A 23,666-nucleotide genomic window follows, 5' to 3' on the forward strand; every position below is an offset into this window, starting at 1 on the left:
GCGAACTCAAAAATCAGCACGGCTATGATATTGCCATATCGTCGGGCTTATTTGGTATGCGAATACAAGGAGCAATATCAATATTCAATGTGAATATCAAACGAATATTGACATTGTTAAAGAAAAAATATGGAGAAAATACTCCTAGCTTTCAATAAAAAGAGAAAACCACATTCGATTTTTGGGAAAATTATCCTAATTTGAATGTGGTTTTTTAATTGTTAGAACATTGTTTCTGAAAATACGATGGTTTTTCAGTAGGCTCGATTAAATCTGCTGTTTTTTTTATTGCTGAAAAATCAAACATTTTTTAAGACCTATTAGAAATGTCTTAAAACTTTAATGTATATCATTAAATAGATTTGCAAACTCTATATTAAGAAAAAAATTTCTATATTAATTATAAACATGCAAAAAAGGAAGTGTATTGATGGGAAAAATATTCCATAAGATAAAAGAATTAACGACAATATATTTTTTTATGATAATGATTATTGCAATAGTATATGGCTGTACTACTGATATGAAGTATTTAAGAAAAAAGAAACTAAAAAGAGAAATTAAAATATGTAAAATCATAATGTATGGATATTTGATTTTAGGAACATTTTTATTTATTATAACTAAATTTATTTTATAGATGAAAATTGATAATTATATTTTTAGGAGGCTTATTATGGATTTTTATGAAAATCTTTTCGAATTTTCAGAAAATGATAAAGATAAGATAAAGATAGATAAAAATATAGACAAAAATCTTGAAAAGATAAAGGAGATATTTAAATACTGTGATGATGTAATATATAGAGAGTTTAATGTTGGAAAAGAACAGAAATTGAAATTTGCTACTATTTATGTAGAAGGATTGGCAGATAAAAATTTAGTAAATGAATATGTTCTTAAAAATTTAATGGTTTTATCGAGAATGACGAAGCCTGATGCAAATATTATGAGAGAAAAAATATATGAGCTTATAAAAGATGGAGTTTTATCTGTCTCAGATTTGAAAGAAATAGATGACATAAATCTTGTGGTAGACAATATTTTAACTGGAGAAACAGTTCTCATAATTGATAAGTGGGATAAAGCAATAGTTATTGCTTCAAAAGGATGGCCAATGAGAGGAGTGCAGGAACCGGAAACAGAAGTAGTGATAAGAGGGTCTAGAGAAGGATTTATTGAAACTCTTAGAATAAATACTGCATTAGTGAGAAGGAGAATTAGAGACCCTAAATTTAAGATAAAGCAGATGCAGATAGGAAGTATGTCTAAAACTGACGTAGCAGTACTTTTTATAGAAGGATTAGCAAGTAAAGATATTTTAAAGCAGGTAGTAGAGAGACTTAAGAAAATAGATATAGATAGTATTTTAGAAAGTGGATATATAGAACAGCTTATAGAAGACAATTATAGGTCGCCATTTCCTCAAATGCAGTATACGGAAAGACCAGAAAAAGTTGCAGGAGCTTTATATGAAGGAAGAATAGCTATAATAGTTGACAATACTCCATTTGCTCTTATAGTTCCTACTACTTTTAACAGTTTGCTTCAATCCATAGAAGATTATAATGAAAGATTTATTATTGGTAATGCCATACGGATTTTGAGGTACATAGCAGTAACGATGTCTTTAATACTGCCGGGACTTTATATAGCTATGACGTCATTCCATCCGGGAATGCTTCCAACAGTGCTTGCTCTTTATATAGCGGGAAGTAGAGATGGAGTGCCATTTCCTGCATTTATAGAAGCTTTTATTATGGAGATGTCACTTGAGCTTTTAAGAGAAGCAGGAATAAGACTTCCTAGTCCTATAGGAGCTACAATAGGAATTGTAGGGGGTTTAGTTCTTGGACAAGCTGCAGTAGAAGCAGGCATAGTTAGCAGTCTTATGGTTATAGTTGTAGCAATTACTGCTATAGCTGCATATTCGACACCTAATTATAGCTTTGCAATAGGTTTTAGAATACTTAGATTTGCATTTATGGCTGCAGCAGCTTTTTTGGGTTTATATGGACTAATGCTTGCTTTTGTTATAACGCTGACTCATTTATGTAATCTTAAAAGTTTTGGAGTTCCATATCTATCACCTTTTGATATTTATAATATAAACTTTAAAAACTTTAGAGATACTTTTATAAAAGCACCTTTATGTAAAATGAAAAAAACGCCTAATATTATAAATGGAAGAGACAAATATTGATTAATTTAAAAGAAGGTGAAGATAAAATTGGATGGAAACAATGATAAAATAATCAGTAATCAGCTTTTTTCTGTTTTAACTAGTTTGATTATAGGCATAGGAATACTGTCATTGCCTAGAAATCTTGCAGATAAAGCAGGAGCTGACAGTTTAGTTGTGTTAATTATTGGAAGTTTAATTTTTATGTTAATAGCTAACTTAATAGTAACACTTGTACTAAAGTTTCCTCACAGTACAATAATTGAAATAGGAAACTATTTAATGGGAAAATTTGTAGGGAAAATATTAGGAATTGCATATTTTATATATATTTTTATGCTTGCTGTTATTGAAGCAAGAGTAGTTGGAGAAATATGTAAAAGTTTTTTGCTTTTAACTACACCTATAGAAATAATAATTCTTTCTTTCTTATTAGTTTCTGCATATACAGTTAGAAGTGGTATGGAAACTATTGCAAGAATGGCAGTAATTTTACTGCCGCCATCAATAATACCTGCTCTTTTAGCTATGTTTATAGTTCTTCCGGATATAGACCCTACATATTTTTTACCTGTTTTAAGAACACCGCCAATTAATTTATTAAAGTCTATACCAGAAGTAGGATTTAGTTTTTTAGGGTTTGAATTTATCTTATTTATAGCTTTTTTTGTTAAAGATTATAAAAATATTAGAAAGGTTAGTAATATTTCAATTATAACTGTATCGATTATTTATTTTTTAACAGTATTTATTACTATAGGTAGATTTGGTATAGAAGAAACTAGAACGCTGGTTTGGCCTGTTATAACACTATTTAAGACTATAAATATACCGGGGACTTTTCTTGAAAACATAGAAGTTATAATTATGACTACATGGCTTTTTTCAATATTTATGACATTTACTATTTCATATTACGGGGCTGTATTTTTACTGAGTAGAGTAATAGAGTCCAAAGAACATAATTATTTAGCTATTCCATTACTGCCTTTGATTTATTTTTGTTCATTAATTCCTGAAAATGTAGCGCAGACTTATGATTTGCTTGGCAAATATAGCTATATAGGAGGAACGATTTTTATAGTAGGTATTCCAATTTTGTTGCTTGTTATGAGCATTTTTAAGAGAAAACCTAAAAAGGAGATAAAAAGGAATGGATAGAAAGAAAAGGATATTTATAGTAGTGTTTATAGTAGTATTTTTATTAACAGGTTGTTGGGATGCTATAGAAATAGATGAAAGGGCTTTTATAACAGCTATAGGTTGGGATAAATATAAAGGCGATAAAGAAGAACAAGACAAAGGTTATAAATCAGTAAAAAATAGGTATGTTATGACAGTAACGTATCCGAATGTATCTGTAATTGCGGGAAAAGGTGAAGGAGATCCTTCGTATATTATAAGTACAATATGTTCTACTCCTTCTGATGGAAAGCAGCAAGCAAATATTAGAAACAATAAAAATTTTTATATCAACCATGCAAAAGTAGTTTTAGTTGGCAAGGAATTAGCAGAAGATGAAAAACTTATGAGAGAAATAATAGATGTCTTTCAGAGGAGTGTATATATAAATAGAAAGATATATTTTTGCTATACTCCGGGGAAGGCAAAAGATATTTTAATGATGGATACGAAAAAAAATATGGATATAGGATTGTTTATTGAAGAATTAATGGAAAAAGAAATGATATCGTCTAGAAGAGCAAGGGCGGATTTTAATAAAATGGTTATAGATTTAAAAGAAAGTAATGCAGCTATGATTCCTCAAATAATAGCTTCAAAAGGTGGAGAATTAAAAGTTTTGGGAACTGCTGTTTTAAAAGGCAATAAAGTAGTAGGGACTTTGAATGGTATAGAAACAAGAGATATTTTGATTTTGAAGGGACGAGCTAAGGTAGTTGATTATGATATAAAAGTTGGCGATTTAGTTATTATTATAGAACAAATGAGTATAAATAGTAAAATGAAAGTACATGAAAATAGTGAAGGCAAGATAATTATAAATTTTGATATAAGGGCTGAAGGAATCGTTTTGCAGCATGATTTTAAATATGCAGGAAGATTGATGGATGCTCATTATATTGAAAAAATAAATAAAGAAGCTGAAAAGCAGATAGTTGAAGAATTAAAAAGGACATTTAAAAGAGTTCAAAAAGAATATAAAGTTGATTTATTCAAAGCAGGTGAATATCTAAGAAAGCATGAGCCTAAAACTTGGGATAAGGTAAAAGATAATTGGGAAGAAGTTTATGCAAATGCTCAGGTAAATATTAACTTTGATATGAATATAAGAAGAATTGGAATAGAAGGTTAAAATTACCTAATCTAATTATTTACAAATAGGTTTAAAAATTCCCTCGGTTGTTAATACTTATAGTGTAAAACAAAGTATAGCAATTGGGGGAATTATTATGATGTATAAGAAAAAAAATGTAATCGGATTTATATTATTGGGACTTATAATATTTACTATATTTTTTAATATTTTTGATGTATATAAAAATAGGGAAAGTTATAAGCAGGACCTTATTAGATTTCACGTTATTGCAAATAGTGATTCACCTATAGACCAAGCCCTTAAATTAAAAGTAAGAGATAGAGTCTTAAAAGAAATGGATAGTAGACTTAATACAAGGGATATAAACAAAGCTAAAGAGATAATAAGAGAAAATATTAAAGAAATAGAAGAAATAGCTTTAGATGAAATAAAGAAAAACGGATTTGATTATTCTGTGAGAGCTGCTTTAGAAAAATCAAATTTTCCTACGAAAATATATGGAAGTATAGCACTTCCTGCTGGTACATATGAAGCACTTAGAATAGTTATAGGTAAAGGTGAAGGAAAAAATTGGTGGTGTGTATTATTTCCACCCTTATGCTTTATAGATGTAAAAAGTGGGCTTACTAATGAAAAGACAAAAGAAGAACTTAGACAAGTTCTCACAAAAGAAGAATTTGATATGATTAATGCAGCAGCAAGTAAAGAAGGTCAGCTTCCTATAAAACTTAAATTTAAAATAGTAGAAATTTTAGAAAATTCAAAATGGAAAATAAAAAGGTTAGTTGGATATAAAAATTAAGTCGCTATCTTAAAGATGGCGACTTTGTTTTGTATAAAGATTTAAGTATTTTTAGATAAAATAGGAAATTTAAAAGATAAACTATAAGATTAGCAACTTGAAACTAATAATGTATAAAGAATGTATTTGATACAAAAAATAAACTTATACTAAGCAAGAGAGGAGGTAATGACTTGAAAAAAATTGTTATAATCATGTGTATACTATTAATTTTTATTTTTAGTATTTCAATATTTACAATGGACATTCTTTTAGATAAAGTTTTTGCTCAAACTCTTTACTGGGGTTCTAGTGGAGAAGAAGTAAAGCTACTTCAGTCGACTTTAAAAAGATGGGGGTATTATGATGGACCAATTGATGGGGTATATGGAGGAGGTACATTTACAGCAGTTAAAGAATTTCAAAGAAAAAATGGATTGGCAGTTGACGGTGTTGTAGGAGTGCAGACAGCAAGAGCAATGGGACTTAGGATAGATGGTAATAAACCTGATACCAAGACTAGAACATATATTTCAGGAAGTAAAGGAATATCTAGAGATGAAGAAATTACTCTATTAGCTAAAGCTATTACGGGTGAAGCTAGAGGAGAACCGTATATAGGACAAGTTGCAGTTGGAGCAGTTATATTAAACAGAGTTAAAAGTCCATCATTTCCAAATACAATAGCTGGAGTTATATATCAGCCGGGTGCATTTACAGCTGTTAGTGATGGACAAATTAATTTACCACCTGCAGAAAGTTGTATAAAAGCAGCAAGAGATGCATTGAATGGATGGGACCCTACTTATGGGGCTATTTACTATTGGAATCCTGCAACTGCAACTAGTAAGTGGATTTGGACACGTGAAGTTAAACTTAAAATAGGCAAACATTGGTTTGGAAATTAAAGGAAAGGAGGGGTTGTCATTGAGAAAAGGAATTATTATAATTTTAGTTTTAGCATTAATTGCAACGGGTATATGGGGATATTGGCAGTATAAAGAAAAGAATGATTATTATACTTTTTTAGACAATCAGTTTCAAAGAATGTTTTACGACCTTATAGGCAGTGTGGAAACTATTTCAACAGATATATCTAAGCTTTTAGTTTCATCACAAGATAAAGAAAATATAGTACTTTATTCTAATATACTAATGAATGCTTATAATGCTCAAGAAAAATTATCGCAACTGCCAATAAAGCATGAAGATGTTACTAAAATAGAGAAATTTTTAAGTCAAGTAGGAGATTATACATTTGCATTATCAAGAAAAAATTTAAATGGAGACCAGCTTAACTATAAAGACAAAGCAAATCTTGAAAAACTTCAAAGTTATTCAGTAGAGTTAGCTGAAGATTTGCATGATATTCATAAAAAAGTACTTAAAGGTACAGTTTGGAAAAATGAACTTAGAAAAAAGGGAAGTAAAAAGTTAAACAGAAAAGCTAAAAAAGAAAATCCTATTCAGACGAAATTTGTTAAATTTCAAGAGAGAATGGTTGAATATCCAGAACTTATATATGACGGTCCTTTTTCCGAACATGCTATACAGGGAATGAAGCCAAGACTTGTTGGAAAGAAAATAAGCATAGAAGAAGCACAAAAAAGAGTAACTCAGTTTCTTGGAAATACAGTTGTAAAAGAAGTTAAAAAGAGAGAAAATGCTAGAGGTAAAATAGATACATACAGTTTTACAGTAAAACCACAAAACAAATCTCAAAATAAACAAAATCCAATATATATAGATATAAGTCAAAAAGGCGGGAAAGTAGTATGGATGCTTAATAATAGGAAAGTTGAAAGAGCAAATATTTCTCAAAAACAAGCTATAAATAGGGCTTCAAACTTTTTAGATGAAAAAGGGTATAAAAATATGGTACCTACTTTTTCATTAAAATATGATAATGTAGTTACAATAAATTATGTTTACAGTCAGGATGGAGTGCTGATGTATCCAGATTTAATTAAAGTAAAAATAGCATTAGATGATGGAAGTATTGTAGGATTTGATGCAACAAAATTTTTGATTGCAAATTATAAGAGGAATATTCCAAAGGCTAAATTAACTCCTCAGCAGGCTAGGCAGAAAGTAAGCATGCAGGTAAAAGTGAATGATAAACCAAGACTTTGCTATATACCGACTCCATCTTTTAGAGAAATATATTGCTATGAATTTAAAACAGAGTATAAAGGAGATACATTTTTTATTTATATAAATGCACAGACAGGGGAAGAAGAAAAAATACTAAAACTTATCAAATCTGAAAATGGAACATTGATGATATAAAGAATTATTCGAGGACAGCTATCCTCGAATTTTTTTATTATTTGTTTAAAGCTCTTAAAGGTCTAACCGTAAAACTTGCAACTTATAACACATAGCTAATAGATTGTTAAATAAAATATTTGAATAATAAATCTAATAATAATAGAATAAGAAATATATTAAAATAACTTTTTCAATTAAAAAAGAGTTTTAAATCTGGGAGGAATATTGATGGAGAATAAAATTAATGTAGGAATTATCTTTGGAGGAAAATCAGCAGAACACGAAGTATCTCTCATGTCAGCTGCTTCAATTATGAGAGCTATAGATAAAGAAAAATATAATGTCATTCCGATTGGAATAACTAAAAGAGGAAATTGGATGATGTATGATGGACCTATAGAAAAGATAGAAAATGGACAGTGGGAAAATATTTCAAATAAACTTATAAAAGATAGACCTGAAGAAAATATCTTTTCTGTGATACCTATAGGAGATAAATCTTTAGGAGATAAAATACCACCTGTTTTAATAGATAAAATAGATGTAGTTTTTCCAGTTCTTCATGGACCATATGGAGAAGATGGAACTATACAAGGTCTTTTGGAAATGGCAGATATACCTTATGTAGGAGCAGGTGTACTAGCTTCTTCATTGTGTATGGATAAAGTTTATGCTAAAAAAATATTTGAATTTGAGGGATTAAGTGTTGTAGATTATTTTGTTATATTTAAAGATGAATTAGAGAAAAATATAAAAGATTATATTAGTGCAGTAGAAAAAAATTTTAACTATCCAGTATTTATAAAGCCTGCTAATTTAGGTTCAAGTGTGGGTATTACAAAGGCTCATAATCGTGATGAACTTATAAATGGTTTGCATGAAGCAGCTAAATATGATAGAAAAATAATGGTAGAAAAGTGTATTGAATGTAGAGAAATAGAATGTGCAGTTTTGGGAAATGATAAGCCAAAAGCTTCAGTAGTAGGGGAGATAATTCCATCTCATGAATTTTATGATTATGAAGCAAAATATTTTGATGATGGAAAATCTAAAATGGTGATACCAGCTGATATTCCTGAAGAAATATCTGATAAAATAAGAAAGATAGCAGTAAAGGCATATAAAGCATTAGAATGTAGCGGTTTATCAAGAGTAGACTTTTTTTTAGAAAAGGGAACAAATAAGATATATATAAATGAAATAAATACAATGCCGGGATTTACAAAATATAGTATGTATCCATTGTTATGGCAGGAAACAGGACTTCCATATGATAAATTGATAGATAAATTAATACAGTTGGCATTAGAAAGATATAAACAAAAACCTTAACTTTAACTTTAATTTGACTTAGAAGAATTAAACTTAAAGATTAATCTTAAGTTTAACGAAGGAGGATTTGTGTATGAAAAATATAATACTTAAGATAGAAGGAAAACAGAGGCCATCTGGTGGAGAAGAAGATATGATAGAGTTTATTACTGAAGGAAGATATTACAATAAGAATAATGCAAAATATATTGTATATGAAGAATCAGAAATTTCAGGTATGGAAGGCTGCATTACTACATTAAAGATAATTGATGATAAAATTATTATGAAAAGATTTGGGAAAGCTTCATCTGAATTAATCTTTGAAAAGGGAAAAAGATATGTTTCAAATTATAATACACCATACGGAAGTTTTAAAATGGAAATATTAACAAAAGAATTAAAGTATTCAATAAATGAAGATAATAAAGGGAATATATCTATAAAATACAATGTAAGCCTGCAAGGACTTAGTGAGGGAAGCAATGAAATTAATATACAAATCATGTGAATTAAAATTTAGAATTAAAAATTAAGAATTATAAAGGCCCTAAAGTAAAGGATTGAATTCATGAACTGAGAGCTGATAACCGAGAACTAACAGCTATACACAGGAGGGGAATAAAGATAAAAGATAAACTAAAAATAATTTTATTTGAAGTTATAAAAGATATTCATGAGATAAAAAAAGATGATATTGAAGTTGTAGTGCCTAAAAATAGGGAACATGGCGATTTTTCCAGTAATATTGCGTTGAAGTTAGCTAAAAACCTGAATATGAAGCCTTATGAAATTGGAAATTTAATTAAAGAAAAAATTCAAAAAAAATATAATATATTTGAAAATATAAAGTTAGAAGGACCGGGATTTATTAACTTTTATATAAAAGAATTTTATTTTACAGATAAAATACTTAAATCGGTAGAAAAAGGTGATTTTAAAAGATTTAGTATAAAAAATGAAAATGTAAAACTGGCATTGATTTTAAGTGATATAAATGAAATATTAGAGCTGTCAGAATTTAGGGCTTTTATGAACATGTACTATTTAGGAAATATATACAATTTAGCAGGTTATAAAGTTTCAAAAACTGTAGTAGTGTATAATGATGAAACAAATAATTTAGATAATTTTTTGTCTAATTTTAAGGGAGTTAAAGTAACTAAAAATTTTGATGAATTAAACGATAGTATAATTTTTTCTTCTTATAAAAATCAATTTCTTTTAAAACAATATGGAATAAAAGATAAAAGGTATATTGTAAATAAAGTCAATGTATATAAAAATAAAATTGAAAGAAACGATATAGATACAGTACAATTGATAGATATTTTAGGATTTGACAGATTAAAGTACAGCCTTTGTACAAATACATTTACAAGTGAAGTTTATATTGAAATAACAAGAGATGACCTGAGATTTATTACTTATCCATATAGTCGAATAAGTTCTGTAATAAACATTCTTGAAAAAGAAGGAATATTACTTGGAAATATAGAAGATGTAAAAGAAATTATTTTAGAAAATAATTTGGAAAAAGAAATTTTGACAAAGTTAACCCAATTTAAAGATATAGTAAAATCTTCAATAGCTTATAATGATTTTTTTAAAATTATTAAATATGCTAATGATTTATGCGAGAATTTTTATAAGTTAAATAGTATTACTCTATATAGAAAACTCGGTAGACAAAAATTAATGTCAAGATTAAGACTTTTAAATTCAGTAAAGATAATATTGGAAGAAATATATAAGCTACTCGAAGTTTCAAAAAATTATTGTTTATAATATAAAATTAATACTAATTAAGAGTTAGAGAAAAAATTTATTATTATTTTCTAGCTTCTTGTAACCTGTTATATGTAATCTTTGAAAATGCGTCTTAGACGCATTTGTTTTTAATACATGTGACGAAAAATGGGCATATAGTGCTTAAAATTAAGCATGGGGGGATAGCATGAAAAATTTGCTCAATAAAGACAATATAGAAATTATACTTGATTATGTAAGTGATGGAATACAAGTGATTGATGAAGAAGGAAGGATAATCTACTGCAATAGAACAGTTGCAATTTTTGACGATATAAATAGAGAAGATGCGATAGGAAAACATATTTTAGATATATATCCTTCTTTGAAAAGAGAAACTAGCACATTGCTTAGAGTATTAGATAGCGGTATACCAATGTTTAATGTAGAGCAGACATATACAAATTATAAGGGAAAAAAGATTACAACTATAAATTCTACTTTGCCAATAAAGTTTAATGGAAAAGTCATTGGAGCAATAGAAATATCTAGAAATATAACAGATGTTAAAGCGTTATCTGAAAAAGTTGTAGACCTTCAAAATAAAATATATGGGGGAAAAACAAAAAAGAGAGAAACAAGTAATGGAGCAAAATACACATTTGAGGATATTATAGGCAGAAGTAAAGAAATATTAAAAGTGAAATCAATAGCTATGAAAGCTGCAAGATTTTCTTCACCTATACTTGTTTATGGGGATACAGGTACAGGGAAGGAACTTTTGGTACAGGCAATACACAATGCAGGTTCAAGAAAAAATAAGTCGTTTGTAGCTCAGAACTGTGCAGCTTTGCCTTCAAACTTATTAGAAGGAATACTTTTTGGTACTGTAAAGGGAAGTTTTACAGGGGCAGAAAATAGACCCGGATTATTTGAAGTTGCAGATGGGGGAACATTATTTTTAGATGAGATAAATTCAATGCCTTTAGAACTTCAAGCTAAACTTCTTAGAGTGCTTCAAGATGGAAAGATAAGGAGAGTTGGAGATATAAAAACGATTAATGTAGATGTTAGAATTATAGCTGCAACAAATATAGAGCCAATTAGTGCAATAGAAAAGGGTATGCTTAGAAAAGATTTATATTATAGACTTAGTGCTGTTACAATATATATTCCAGATTTAAAAGACAGAAAAGAAGATATACCTCTTTTGACAGAATACTTTATAAAAAAATACAATAAAGTTCTTTATAGAAATGTTAAAGGAGTTTCTAGTGAAGTAGCATCAATATTTCAATGTTATAATTGGCCGGGTAATGTAAGAGAACTTGAACATGTGATAGAAGGTGCTATGAATATGATAGATGGGGACATTATAACTTTGGATTATATTCCTAAGAACCTTATAGATTATTGTAGAAATTTTGACGAAGATATAGAATATAAAAATGTTTCTTTGAAAGATGCACTTAAAAATCTTGAGAAGAAAATGATAAAAAAAGCTCTTGAAAAATCTGGTAGAAATATAAGTAAAGCAGCTAGTTTATTAGGAATTCCAAGACAAACACTACAGTATAAAATAAAAAAATATAGATTGTAGTAGTAAATAATTTTACGTTAGTGCTCAATTTTGAGCACTATTTAAATGTTAAAAATATAACGTTTTTTTGATGAGAAAAAAATTTAAAAAGCCTATACTTAAGGTTTTTACTGTGATTTATAGTTTATAGTATATCAATTTAATTTTTTGGCATTATATTTGCTTAAAATTCTAATTGAAGTGAAAAACCTGAAAATTTAAAATTATGAAAATCATATGGGGGTATGAAAAGATGAAAAAAGGCTGTAAATTTGGAACTCATAGGGTTATTGAACCCAAAGGAAGTTTGCCTCAACCTGCATGGAAGATTGACAATGATATGGAGATTTATGACAACGAGATTTTGATTGACGTTCAAACTTTAAACATTGATTCTGCAAGTTTTACACAAATAAAAGAAGAGGCAAATGGAGATGTAGAAAAAATAAAAGAAATAATGTTAGATATAGTTTCTAAAAGAGGAAAACATCATAATCCTGTAACAGGTTCAGGTGGAATGCTTATTGGGACTGTTGAGAAGATAGGACCAGCTCTTGAAGGAAAAACAGATTTAAAAGTTGGAGATAAGATAGCTACGTTGGTGTCTTTATCCCTTACGCCACTTAGAATAGATAAAATTAAAGAAGTGAGAAAAGATATTGACCAAGTAGATATAGAGGGAAAGGCAATATTATTTGAAAGTGGTATATATGCAGTACTTCCTGATGATATACCTGAAAATCTTGCGCTATCTGTACTTGATGTTGCAGGTGCACCAGCTCAAACTGCTAAACTAGTTAAGCCCGGAAATACAGTTTTAGTAATAGGCGGAGCTGGAAAATCTGGAATGTTATGTCTTTATGAAGCTAAAAAGAGAGCAGGAATTACAGGTAAAGTAATATGTCTTGGACATAGTGAGAAATCTATTGAAAAAGCTAAAAAAGCTAATTTAGCTGATGTATACATAGTAGCAGATGCAACTAAACCAGTAGAAGTTATGGAAAAAGTAAAAGAAGTAACAAATGGAAAAATGGCGGATATAACTATAAATTGTGTAAACGTTCCCGATACAGAAATGTCAAGTATTTTAGCTACTAAAGACGATGGACTTATTTACTTCTTTAGTATGGCAACAAGTTTTACAAAAGCTGCATTAGGAGCAGAAGGGGTTGGGAGAGATACTACAATGATAATAGGAAATGGATATACCAAAGGACATGCTAAAATAGCTCTTGAAATAATGAGGGAAAGTAAAGCTTTAAGAGAAATTTATGAAGAGTTGTATGCATAAAGAAAAGTAGTTGATAAGTGATAGTTACAAGTTAAAAATTAAAGGGGGATTTTTATAATGAGACATTATACAGAAATAGAATTGTGGAAAGATGTTACTGAGGAGCAGTGGAATGACTGGCATTGGCAGGTTAGGAATAGAATTACAACTGTAGAAGATTTGAAAAAAGTTATAAATCTTACACCAGAAGAAGAAAAAGGGATACAAGAAGCATTAAAGAAACTTAGAATGGGTATTACTCCATATTATGCACTTTTGATGGATAAAGACGATTCAAACTGTCCAATTAGAAAGCAAGCAGTTCCAACAATATATGAAACTTACATAAGTGATGCTGATATGGAAGACCCTTTGCATGAAGATACAGATTCACCAGTTCCCGGTCTTACACACAGATATCCTGATAGAGTACTTCTTCTCATAACAGATATGTGTTCAATGTACTGTAGACATTGTACTAGAAGGAGATTTGCAGGACAAAAAGATGATGAAATGCCTTTAGATAGAATAGACGCAGCCATTGAATATATAAGAAATACTCCACAAGTTAGAGATGTACTTTTATCTGGAGGAGACTGTTTATTAGTATCTGATGAAAGACTTGAATATATAATCAAAAAACTTAGAGAAATACCTCATGTTGAAATAGTTAGACTTGGTACTAGAACACCAGTTGTTCTTCCACAGAGAATAACACCAGAGCTTGTAAATATGCTTAAAAAGTACCATCCAATTTGGCTTAATACTCACTTCAATCATTCTAAAGAAATGACTCCTGAATCCAGAAAAGCACTTGCACTTTTAGCTGATGCAGGAATACCTCTTGGCAATCAGACTGTTTTACTTAGAGGAGTTAATGACTGTGTTCATGTAATGAGAAACTTAGTACATGATTTAGTAAAAAATAGAGTAAGACCTTATTATATTTATCAATGCGACTTATCTGTTGGTATAGAACATTTTAGAACTCCAGTAGCTAAAGGCCTTGAGATAATGGAAGCACTTAGAGGACATACTTCAGGATATGCAGTACCAACATTTGTTGTAGATGCTCCGGGCGGTGGAGGAAAAATACCTGTAATGCCAAATTATGTAGTATCACAGTCATCACGAAGGGTAGTGCTTAGAAACTATGAAGGAGTTATAACAACATATACTGAACCAGCACCATATAAAGATGAATGTAACTGTCCAGTATGTAGAAAAGAAAGAGAACATAAACTTACAGGAGTAGCTGGACTTTTACAAGGCAATCAAGTAGCTTTAGAACCAGCTGATTTAGAAAGACATAAAAGAGCACAGCATAAATAGTTTAGAGTTAAGAGTTAAAAGTTAAGAGTTATAAAGAAACCAAAGAGTTGACCCTAAGCTGAGAGCCGAGAACTGATAACTGAGAGCTAATAAGAGGAGGTTTTCCTATGCAGTTGCTTGATTTGATAGAAAATAAATACAAAGTAATATCAGTAGTAGGTATGGCAAAAAATGCAGGAAAGACTGTTACGCTTAATGAACTCATAATGGAAGCTGTGGATAGAAATATAAGACTTGGAATAACATCAATAGGACGTGATGGAGAAAAGCAAGATATGGTAACATATACAGAAAAGCCAATGATTTTTGTAAATAAGGGAACGATTATAGCAACTGCAGAGGAAACCTTCAAATTATCGGAGGCAAAACTTGAAGTGCTTGAGACGACAGATGTAAGAACTTCTATAGGAAATGTAATTATAGGAAAAACCTTAACAGATGGGCATGTTCAAATAGCAGGACCTGCTATAAACGAAGATACAAAATTGATTTCACAAAAAATGATTTCTTTTGGTGCAGAACTAGTTATTGTAGATGGAGCTATAGACAGGTTGTCATCTGCTTCACCAGCTGTTACAGAAGCTACTATTTTGGCAACAGGAGCAGTACTCAGTAGAGATATGGATAAAGTTATAGAAAAATCTGCACATCAAGTAAATCTATTTAATTTAGATGTAGTTGAAGATGAACAAATTAGAGCTATTGCTGAAGAATATATAAAAAGAGTAGCTGTTTCAATAATAAATGATAAATATGAAGTTACTACTTTAGATATTAAAACGGCTTTAAATTGTGGTAGTAAAATAGCAGGAGTTTTAAAAGAAGATTCAAAGTATGTTGTAATAAAAGGTTCTTTAGTTGCAAAGACTTTAATGGATATAGTTTCTCGAACCAAAAAATATAAAAATGTTACTTTTATAGTTAAAGATTCTACAAAAATATTTATTGATTATAACGATTGGAGATATTTTGAGAGGATTAATGTAAAAGTGGCCGTACTTGAAAAGATAAATATATTAGCTGTAACTATAAATCCTTATTCTCCTGGGGGCTATTATTTTTCTCAGAGTGATTTTTTGAATAAGATGAGAAAAATACTAAGTCCAATACCTGTTATTGATGTAATGATTAGTGGGGGTATTTAAATGTTTATATCTAAAGAAAGTGCAGAGAATTTAGATTTAGATTTTGTATTTGATAAGCTTACAGTATATACGCCCTATGGAGAAAATTTAAAGAAGAATATAAGGCCATTTAGAAAAGGAGAAAAAGAGCAGTTAAATGAAGAATTAAATAGAATAGAAAAAATTGTGGGGTTAATAAAAAGGCAGCGTTATACAGTTATAGAAATAAGAAATTATTTTAAGCATATTAAAGATTTGACTTTAACTTTTCAAAGAGTTAAAGATGATGAAGTTTTAAGTGTAATAGAACTCTATGAAATAAAGCTGTTTGTAGGAATTTTAAGCAAATTATATTTAAGTATACAAAAGCTAAATTGGGATGATATGCCTGATGATATAAAGCCTATGCCAATACCTGAAATAGAAAATTTATTAGACCCTCAAAAAACGGGAACTACTACATTTTATATTTATGATGAGTATTCAGAAAAATTAGCATCAATAAGAAAAGAAATAAAAGAAATTGAAAACAAAATAAATATTGAAAAGAAAAAACTTAAAGCTAAAGTTGAAGATGAATTAGGTTTAAAGTTAAGACCAACAGGTGAAATTATTATAAGTAAAGATAAATCTGAACTAATAGAAAAACTGAAATCACATGATTTGCTTTTATATAGCATGGAAACTTATATGAATGTAACTTTTAAATTACGATGTACAGAATATATAGATGAAATGACTTTAAAAATTCAGGATTTGAAAGAATTAGAGGAAGAGGAAGAATTTAAAGTTAGAGAATATTTAAGTAGAGAAATAAAAAAATATATAGATATTATTGAAAAAAATATCAGTGCTATTGGGAAATTAGATTTACTGATGGCAAAAGGTTATCATGCTGTTGGGTTTGGGGGAGTAAGACCGGATATATCCGATAAAGAGGGAATATATATACTTAATGGTCGGCATATAAAAGTAGAGCAAAATTTAAGAAAAGAAGGCAAAGAGTTTACACCTATAACAGTAAATTTGAAAAAAGGTGTTACTTGTATAACGGGAGCAAATATGGGCGGAAAAACAGTTGCTCTTAAATTAATAGGTATGCTTTCTGCAATGGCTCAATATGGATTATTTGTACCGGCAGAAAAAATGAAATTTTCTTTAAAAGAATATATATTCTTTTCACTTGGGGATATGCAGTCAACAGATATGGGACTTAGTACTTTCGGTGGAGAAATAATGAAGATAAAAGAGGCTATAAAATTTTCGCATAAAAGTGGATTAATATTGATAGATGAATTGGCTCGAGGAACAAATCCAAAAGAAGGATTTGCAATATCAAAAGCTTTGATTAATTATTTAAAGAAAAAAAATGCTATAACTGTGATAACAACTCATTTTGATGGATTAACACTTGATAAAGATATAAAACATCTTCAAGTTAAGGGAATATCTGAAAAAAAGTTTGAAGAAATATCACAAAAATTATTAAAAGGAAAGATAGGTATAGAGACTCTTCATCATTATATGGATTACAGGCTTGAAGAAGTAGATAAAGCAAAAGAAGTGCCGAAAGATGCTATAAGAATATCAAGACTTATGGGACTTGATGAAGAGATACTTAAAGATGCAGAAAAAATACTTAAAGACAATGAATAATGAATAAATAATAATGAATAAGTGTTTAGTTTTAAAGTAAATAGCTATATCTTGTTAATTATTACTTATTACTTATTAATTATTACTGACTCGTGGGGGTATGAATAATATGGCAAGTAAGCTAAATCTCGATAGGAGGTTAATAGAAAAAGCTCGAAGTTCGGCTAGAAATATAGCAGAAGATATTCAGAGTTTTATAGATAAGCGTACTACTGTTTCAGTTGAGAGAACAATAGCAAGACTTCTCGGTATAGATGGTATAGATGATATAGAAAGACCTCTTCCAAATGTATTAGTAGATCATATAAAAGAAGGTGGAGGATTATCTAGAGGAGTAGCTTATTGGCTGGGAAATGCAATTGTGCATACGGGAAAAACTCCTCAAGAAATTGCTGAAGCTGTAAGTATTGGGGAATTAGATATAATGAAACTCCCTATAGCAGAAGAGAAAAAAATAAAAGAAGAAATAAATAAACTTGCTGTTGATATGGTAAATAGAATAAAGAAAAATAGAGAAACTAGAGAAAGATATTTAAAAGAAATAGGAGAAGGAAGAAAGCCGTATCTTTATGTAATAGTTGCAACTGGAAACATATATGAAGATGTACTTCAAGCACAGGCTGCAGCAAAACAAGGAGCAGACATTATAGCTGTAATTAGAACTACAGCTCAAAGTCTTTTAGATTATGTTCCTTATGGACCAACTACAGAAGGTTTTGGGGGAACTTATGCAACTCAAGAGAACTTTAAAATTATGAGAAAAGCATTAGATGAAGTAAGCAAAGAAGTAGGAAGATATATAAGACTTTGTAACTACTGTTCAGGACTTTGTATGCCTGAAATAGCAGCTATGGGTGCTATGGAAAGACTAGATGTTATGCTTAATGATGCACTTTACGGAATACTATTTAGAGATATAAATATGCAGAGGACTCTTATAGACCAGTATTTTTCAAGAATAATTAATGGATTTGCTGGAATAATTATAAATACTGGTGAGGATAATTATTTGACAACAGCAGATGCAGTTGAGGAAGCACATACTGTTTTAGCTTCTCAATTTATCAATGAACAATTTGCACTTAAAGCAGGAATTCCAGAGGAACAGATGGGGCTTGGCCATGCTTTTGAAATGAATCCAAGTATAGAAAACGGATTTTTATGGGAACTTGCTCAAGCTCAAATGGCTAGAGAGATATTCCCTAATGCACCGCTTAAATATATGCCACCGACTAAGTTCATGACAGGAAATATATTTAGAGGACATATTCAAGATGCACTTTTCAATATGGTAGCTATTATGACAAATCAAGGAATACAACTTTTGGGTATGCTTACAGAAGCTATTCATACTCCATTTTTACAAGACAGAGCTTTATCCATAGAAAATGCAAAATATATTTTCAATAATATGAGAAATTTAGGCGATGAAATTTCCTTTAAAGAAGGAGGAATAATTCAAACAAGAGCTCAAGAAGTACTTAAAAAAGCTGCTGATATGCTCGAAGAAATAGAAAAAGAAGGTCTGTTTAATATTCTTGAACAAGGAAAATTTGCTGGAGTAAAAAGAGCTTTTGATGGTGGAAAAGGACTTGATGGAGTAACACTAAAAGATGACAAATATTTCAATCCATTTATTGAACTGATGATTGGAGGTGTTCGATAATGGCAGTTGAAAAAGTTGATTTAACTAGAGTAAAACCATATGGAGATACTCTAAATGACGGAATGATGCAGTTTTCATTTACTTTACCTGTGCCAAACGGACCAGAAGCTGAAGAAGCTGCCAGACATCTCCTTCTTAAAATGGGTATAGAAGAACCAAATGTAGTACATGCAGAAGATTTAGGTGTAGGATATACGATGTTTGTCGTTTATGGTAAATGTCAGCATACCGTTGATTATACAAAAATAGAAGTACCAAAAGTTGATGTTAATGTTATGGACAAATATGAAGTAGAAGACTTCATAAAAGAAAATATTAAAAGAGATGTAGTCATAGTAGGAGCCTGTACAGGTACAGATGCACATACAGTAGGTATAGATGCCATAATGAATATGAAAGGTTATAATGGACATTATGGACTTGAAAGGTATAAGGGAATAAAGGCATATAATCTTGGAAGTCAAGTTCCTAATGAAGAATTACTTGCAAAGGCAATAGAATTAAATGCTGATGCAATACTAGTATCTCAAGTGGTAACACAAAAAGATGTTCACATACCTAATTTAACTCAGTTAGTAGAACTGCTTGAAGCTGAAGGCATAAGAGATAAAATAGTGCTGTGCTGTGGTGGACCCAGAATAAGTCATGAACTTGCAAAGGAACTAGGTTATGATGCAGGTTTTGGTAGAGGAACTTATGCAGAACATGTAGCGTCATTTATAGTAACTGAAATGGTTAGAAGAAAGCTACATCTTAAATAGGACAACAAAAAGATATATAAATTATAATTATGTAAAATTTCCAATTTTAAAAACAATCTTGAAAAATTAAAAGAAATGAGTTATAATTTACAATGGAATAAGATACAATATTTTCTAAAAAATATAAAAACTAAATATAAATACAGATATTAGAAAGTACTGCTTTATTTGTAGTGGTGTTGCAACCCAACATTACTTAACAAATAAAAACCAGTATGAGTATGAATAGTATATTAAAATATTCATATTTATACTGGTTTTTTGTTTTTTTATAAATTTTTAAATCATATTAGTTAAAATGTTAAGGAAAAGGAGGGGATAAGTTTAACTATATTTGTTAAATAATTATCAATAATATTAGCAGATAAGGAGGAAAAAATGTGAAAAAAATCAAATTAAAATTATTTCATAAGATATTTTTAGGATTGATATTAGGTACAATTGTAGGTTTTGTATTGAGTAAGTTGGGCGGAGAGGAAAACGCTTTTGTTGCTCAAATAGTTCCATGGTTTGGTTTTTTAGGAGATTTATTTTTAAGATTAATAAGAATGGTAATAGTACCTCTCGTATTTTTTTCAATAATAAGCGGTGTTTCTAATTTAAGCGACCTTAAGAAGTTGAGAAGTATAGGTATAAAAACAATAATTTTATTTTTAGGAACAGCATTTTGTGCAGTAACAATTGGACTTATAGTAGCACAAGTTTTAAAACCGGGTACTGGATTGACACTAGGTGAAATAAGTAATTCAGTAAAAGTAAAAGAGCTTCCGGGTATAAGAGAAACTATACTAAACATGTTTCCTAAAAATCCTATAGAATCGATGGTTAAAGGAGAAATGCTACATATTATTTCATTTAGTATATTTGTTGGAGCAGCATTGCTGATGTTAGGTGAACGTGGAAAGCTTCTCATTGACATTGTCGATAGAGCATCTGAAACTATGTTTAAGGTAACTGATATAGTTGTTCAAATTACTCCATATGGAGTATTTGGACTTATGGCAAAGGCAACTACAAAGTTTGGTATAAAAATATTTGGTCCTATATTTAAGTTTATACTGTCAGATTATTTAGCATCTTTTATTCATATAGCTTTAATATATACATTAGTTTTAGTAGTATTTGCAAAAGTTAATCCAATAAAATTCTATAAAAAAGCGTTTCAGCCTTGGCTGGTAGCATTTAGTACATGTAGTTCTATGGCTACACTACCTGTAACTATGAGGGTAGCAAAAGAAGAAATAGGTCTGCCAAAAGAAAATGCAAGTTTTATACTGCCATTAGGAGCTACAGCAAATATGAATGGTACTTCAATATATTTTGGATTAATAGTTATGTTTGTTTCACAAATATATAATATACCTTTAGATTTTAAGATGCAGGCAATGTTGGTTTTACAAGCAACTTTATTGTCAGTTGGATGTGCAGCAGTACCGCAAGTTGGACTGTTGATTAGTATAGCACTTTTGACAAGTATGGGACTGCCTTTAGATGGTATAGCACTGGTAGCAGGAATATATAGAATAGTCGATCAAGCACATACTTCAACAAATGCACTTGGTGATTTAGTTGTTGCTACTGCAGTTGCTGGTATAGAAGGCGATTTAGACAGAGATACATTTGAAAATGGCGGAATGTTTAAAAAAGATAAAGTTGCAGCATAATGTAAAAGGTATATAAGTAATAAATCATTTAAGAGAATAATAAATATATGATTGAGAAATAAGCGGGTAGTTAACTACCTGCTTATTTTATCAGCTGTTAATATTTTTAAGAATTTGTAAAAAATCACTTAGAAATATAGAATTTGCAATCTAAAACAGGGAACTGATAACTATAACTTAAAATTAAATTCATTATTGACTTTTTGAATGAATACATATATTATAATAAATGAAAATTCATTCATTAAAAAGAGGGAATATTATGGCGAGAATAACAGATCCGAAAAAACTGGAGAGAATAAAGAAGGCTACTATGGAACTTGTTGTAAAATGTGGTTATAATGGGGTTTCTATAAGTAATATTGCTAAAAAGGCAAAGGTTTCTAATGGTTATTTATATCGTCATTATAGTAGTAAAGATGAATTGATAGAGGACCTTGTAGAGAGCAATTCAGAGCTGCTTAAAAACATGTTTAAAATGCTGGATGAAAAAAGTACAGCAGAAAAAATTATTTTTAGTTTTATAAATATGCTGTTTACAGTTGCTACGGATGACCCAATATTAGCCAAGTTTTTTTATACGCTTGTATTTGATCAGAGTTATGAAATAAAGAAAAGAAGAGATAACAATAAAGAAATAAATAGACTTATAAGTGGTATTTTAAAACAGGGAATTAAAAATAATGAGATTAATTCCAAAACTACATTGGAAGAAGTAAAGCTTGTCATATTTACTATACCGTTTACTTATATAGCGATGAATTTAGATAGTGAAGAAAATAAATTTAACGAAAGCGAAGTTAAAAGATTAACAGAGATATGTTTAAACGCCTTAAAATAAAGTTAAGAGTTATAAAGAGACTTTAAAAAATTTTAAACTAAAGGCTTAGAAATTGGAATATGGAACTTGTAACTTATATGTAAAATTTCAGAAAGGAATGGTGAGGGCAAAATGAAAAGATTTTTAGCAATTTTATTAATTTTAATTATGGCATTTCAATTAGTTGGCTGTTCAAAAGCAGAAGAAAAAATAGTTGAAAGACAAAGAGCCGTTAAAGTATTAGAAATACACGAGAGTGAAAATCCGGTTACTTTAAATTATATAGGAACAGTTGATGCTAAAGATATTGTCAAGTACAGTTTTAAGACTAGCGGTAAATTGGGAAAAATTTTCGTTGAAAAAGGAGATAAAGTTAAAAAGGGAGACAAACTTGCAATGTTAGATATGCAGGATTTGAACTTTCAATTATCTGCTGCTGAAGCAACACTTCAATCTGCAGAGCTTAATATAAAGAAAGCAGAAGATTCTTTAAATTATGACAGAGATTTGTTTGAAAGAATGAAGAAGTTATATAAAGAAGGAAGTATATCAAAAGACCAATATGATAAAGTAAAACTTAAACTGGACATATCAGAAGCTACATACAATCAGGCTAAAAAACAGTATGAAGCTGCAAAGACAGATTATGAATATAAATTAAGCTTAATAGATGATGCAACTATTTATGCTAATCAGGATGGAACTATTGTAGATACTTTATACGAGGAAAGAGAATTAGTTCCACAAGGACATCCGGTTGTAATAGTTAGAAGTAATACTCAAGTAGTAAATGTAGGGATAGCTCAAAAAGATTTGAATAAGATAGATATAGGAACAAGAGCAGTTATAGATGTAGATGGAGAAAAAGCAGAGGGAAAAATAACTAATATAGCTGAAGCTCCTGATAAGTCTACTAGAACATATAATGCAGAAGTTACAGTTAAAGGTAAAAATTTCAGATTGGGTTCAATTGCAAAAGTACAATTTAATATAGGAAAAGAGAAAGGTGTATGGATACCAATTTCTTGTATAATGTCTAATGGAGAAGATTATGTATATATTGTAAAAGGCGATAGAGCTTTTAAGAGAACGGTAGAACTTGGGAAAATATACAGAGATAAGATTATGGTAAAAGGGATAAAACCGGGAGAACTTATAGTAATAAGTGGTATGAAAAATTTAAATGATGGTTCTAAAGTGAAAATTCAAAAGTAGGGGGGGA

20 protein-coding genes are annotated in these 23,666 nt (G+C 29.6%); all 20 read left to right on the top strand.

The window, feature by feature from the left end; all coding sequences use genetic code 11:
* Positions 1–430 precede the first annotated feature (430 nt).
* The 20 genes from BUA90_RS06070 (at position 431) to BUA90_RS06165 (ending at position 23,659) form a co-directional block, all read left to right on the top strand.
* The gene (locus tag BUA90_RS06070; RefSeq protein WP_072966652.1) at positions 431–640 is read left to right on the top strand and encodes a CLC_0170 family protein; all 210 of its coding nucleotides are present in this window, start codon (positions 431–433) and stop codon (positions 638–640) included.
* A 36-nt stretch (positions 641–676) separates the two neighbouring features.
* Positions 677–2,203, top strand: a complete 1,527-nt coding sequence (locus BUA90_RS06075; protein WP_072966654.1) for a spore germination protein — start codon at positions 677–679, stop codon at positions 2,201–2,203.
* Between the two features lie 27 nt (positions 2,204–2,230).
* Positions 2,231–3,343 carry a GerAB/ArcD/ProY family transporter gene (locus BUA90_RS06080; protein ID WP_072966656.1) on the top strand — a complete coding sequence of 371 codons (1,113 nt, stop codon included), beginning with the start codon at positions 2,231–2,233 and terminating at the stop codon, positions 3,341–3,343.
* Positions 3,336–4,496, top strand: coding sequence for a Ger(x)C family spore germination protein (locus BUA90_RS06085; protein WP_072966658.1), 1,161 nt, complete (start codon positions 3,336–3,338; stop codon positions 4,494–4,496). The genes BUA90_RS06080 and BUA90_RS06085 overlap by 8 nt, the downstream gene beginning before the upstream one ends.
* Before the next feature lie 97 nt (positions 4,497–4,593).
* Positions 4,594–5,262: a stage II sporulation protein R gene (gene spoIIR, locus BUA90_RS06090; protein ID WP_242945053.1), complete on the top strand. Its 669-nt coding sequence runs from the start codon at positions 4,594–4,596 to the stop codon at positions 5,260–5,262.
* 173 nt (positions 5,263–5,435) lie between these two features.
* A complete protein-coding gene (sleB, locus tag BUA90_RS06095) occupies positions 5,436–6,149 on the top strand; it encodes a spore cortex-lytic enzyme (protein ID WP_242945054.1) in 714 nt (237 codons plus the stop codon).
* A gap of 19 nt (positions 6,150–6,168) precedes the next feature.
* Positions 6,169–7,530, top strand: a complete 1,362-nt coding sequence (gene ypeB, locus BUA90_RS06100; RefSeq protein WP_072966660.1) for a germination protein YpeB — start codon at positions 6,169–6,171, stop codon at positions 7,528–7,530.
* A gap of 210 nt (positions 7,531–7,740) precedes the next feature.
* On the top strand, positions 7,741–8,844 hold the full coding sequence (locus BUA90_RS06105) for a D-alanine--D-alanine ligase (RefSeq protein ID WP_072966661.1): 1,104 nt from the start codon (positions 7,741–7,743) through the stop codon (positions 8,842–8,844).
* A 73-nt stretch (positions 8,845–8,917) separates the two neighbouring features.
* Positions 8,918–9,334, top strand: a complete 417-nt coding sequence (locus tag BUA90_RS06110) for a YwiB family protein (RefSeq protein WP_072966662.1) — start codon at positions 8,918–8,920, stop codon at positions 9,332–9,334.
* 137 nt (positions 9,335–9,471) lie between these two features.
* On the top strand, positions 9,472–10,611 hold the full coding sequence (locus BUA90_RS06115; RefSeq protein WP_278302215.1) for a DALR anticodon-binding domain-containing protein: 1,140 nt from the start codon (positions 9,472–9,474) through the stop codon (positions 10,609–10,611).
* A gap of 169 nt (positions 10,612–10,780) precedes the next feature.
* On the top strand, positions 10,781–12,172 hold the full coding sequence (locus tag BUA90_RS06120) for a sigma-54 interaction domain-containing protein (RefSeq protein ID WP_072966664.1): 1,392 nt from the start codon (positions 10,781–10,783) through the stop codon (positions 12,170–12,172).
* 232 nt (positions 12,173–12,404) lie between these two features.
* A complete protein-coding gene (gene kdd, locus BUA90_RS06125; protein ID WP_072966665.1) occupies positions 12,405–13,442 on the top strand; it encodes an L-erythro-3,5-diaminohexanoate dehydrogenase in 1,038 nt (345 codons plus the stop codon).
* A 57-nt stretch (positions 13,443–13,499) separates the two neighbouring features.
* Positions 13,500–14,753, top strand: a complete 1,254-nt coding sequence (gene kamA, locus BUA90_RS06130; protein ID WP_072966666.1) for a lysine 2,3-aminomutase — start codon at positions 13,500–13,502, stop codon at positions 14,751–14,753.
* A 107-nt stretch (positions 14,754–14,860) separates the two neighbouring features.
* Positions 14,861–15,898 carry a lysine 5,6-aminomutase reactivase subunit KamB gene (gene kamB / locus BUA90_RS06135; RefSeq protein ID WP_072966667.1) on the top strand — a complete coding sequence of 346 codons (1,038 nt, stop codon included), beginning with the start codon at positions 14,861–14,863 and terminating at the stop codon, positions 15,896–15,898.
* Entirely contained in the window at positions 15,899–17,533 is a 1,635-nt protein-coding gene (gene kamC, locus BUA90_RS06140) for a lysine 5,6-aminomutase reactivase ATPase KamC (RefSeq protein ID WP_072966668.1), read from the top strand. It abuts the gene before it with no gap.
* 109 nt (positions 17,534–17,642) lie between these two features.
* On the top strand, positions 17,643–19,199 hold the full coding sequence (kamD, locus tag BUA90_RS06145; protein ID WP_072966669.1) for a lysine 5,6-aminomutase subunit alpha: 1,557 nt from the start codon (positions 17,643–17,645) through the stop codon (positions 19,197–19,199).
* Entirely contained in the window at positions 19,199–19,960 is a 762-nt protein-coding gene (gene kamE, locus BUA90_RS06150; RefSeq protein WP_072966671.1) for a lysine 5,6-aminomutase subunit beta, read from the top strand. Before kamD ends, kamE begins: the two co-directional genes overlap by 1 nt.
* A 380-nt stretch (positions 19,961–20,340) precedes the next feature.
* Positions 20,341–21,624, top strand: a complete 1,284-nt coding sequence (locus tag BUA90_RS06155) for a dicarboxylate/amino acid:cation symporter (RefSeq protein ID WP_072966673.1) — start codon at positions 20,341–20,343, stop codon at positions 21,622–21,624.
* Positions 21,625–21,886: 262 nt separating this feature from the next.
* A complete protein-coding gene (locus BUA90_RS06160) occupies positions 21,887–22,465 on the top strand; it encodes a TetR/AcrR family transcriptional regulator (protein WP_072966675.1) in 579 nt (192 codons plus the stop codon).
* Between the two features lie 111 nt (positions 22,466–22,576).
* On the top strand, positions 22,577–23,659 hold the full coding sequence (locus BUA90_RS06165) for an efflux RND transporter periplasmic adaptor subunit (protein ID WP_072966678.1): 1,083 nt from the start codon (positions 22,577–22,579) through the stop codon (positions 23,657–23,659).
* Positions 23,660–23,666 lie beyond the last annotated feature (7 nt).

This window comes from Caminicella sporogenes DSM 14501 (assembly GCF_900142285.1).
Taxonomy (GTDB): Bacteria; Bacillota; Clostridia; order Peptostreptococcales; family Caminicellaceae; genus Caminicella; species Caminicella sporogenes.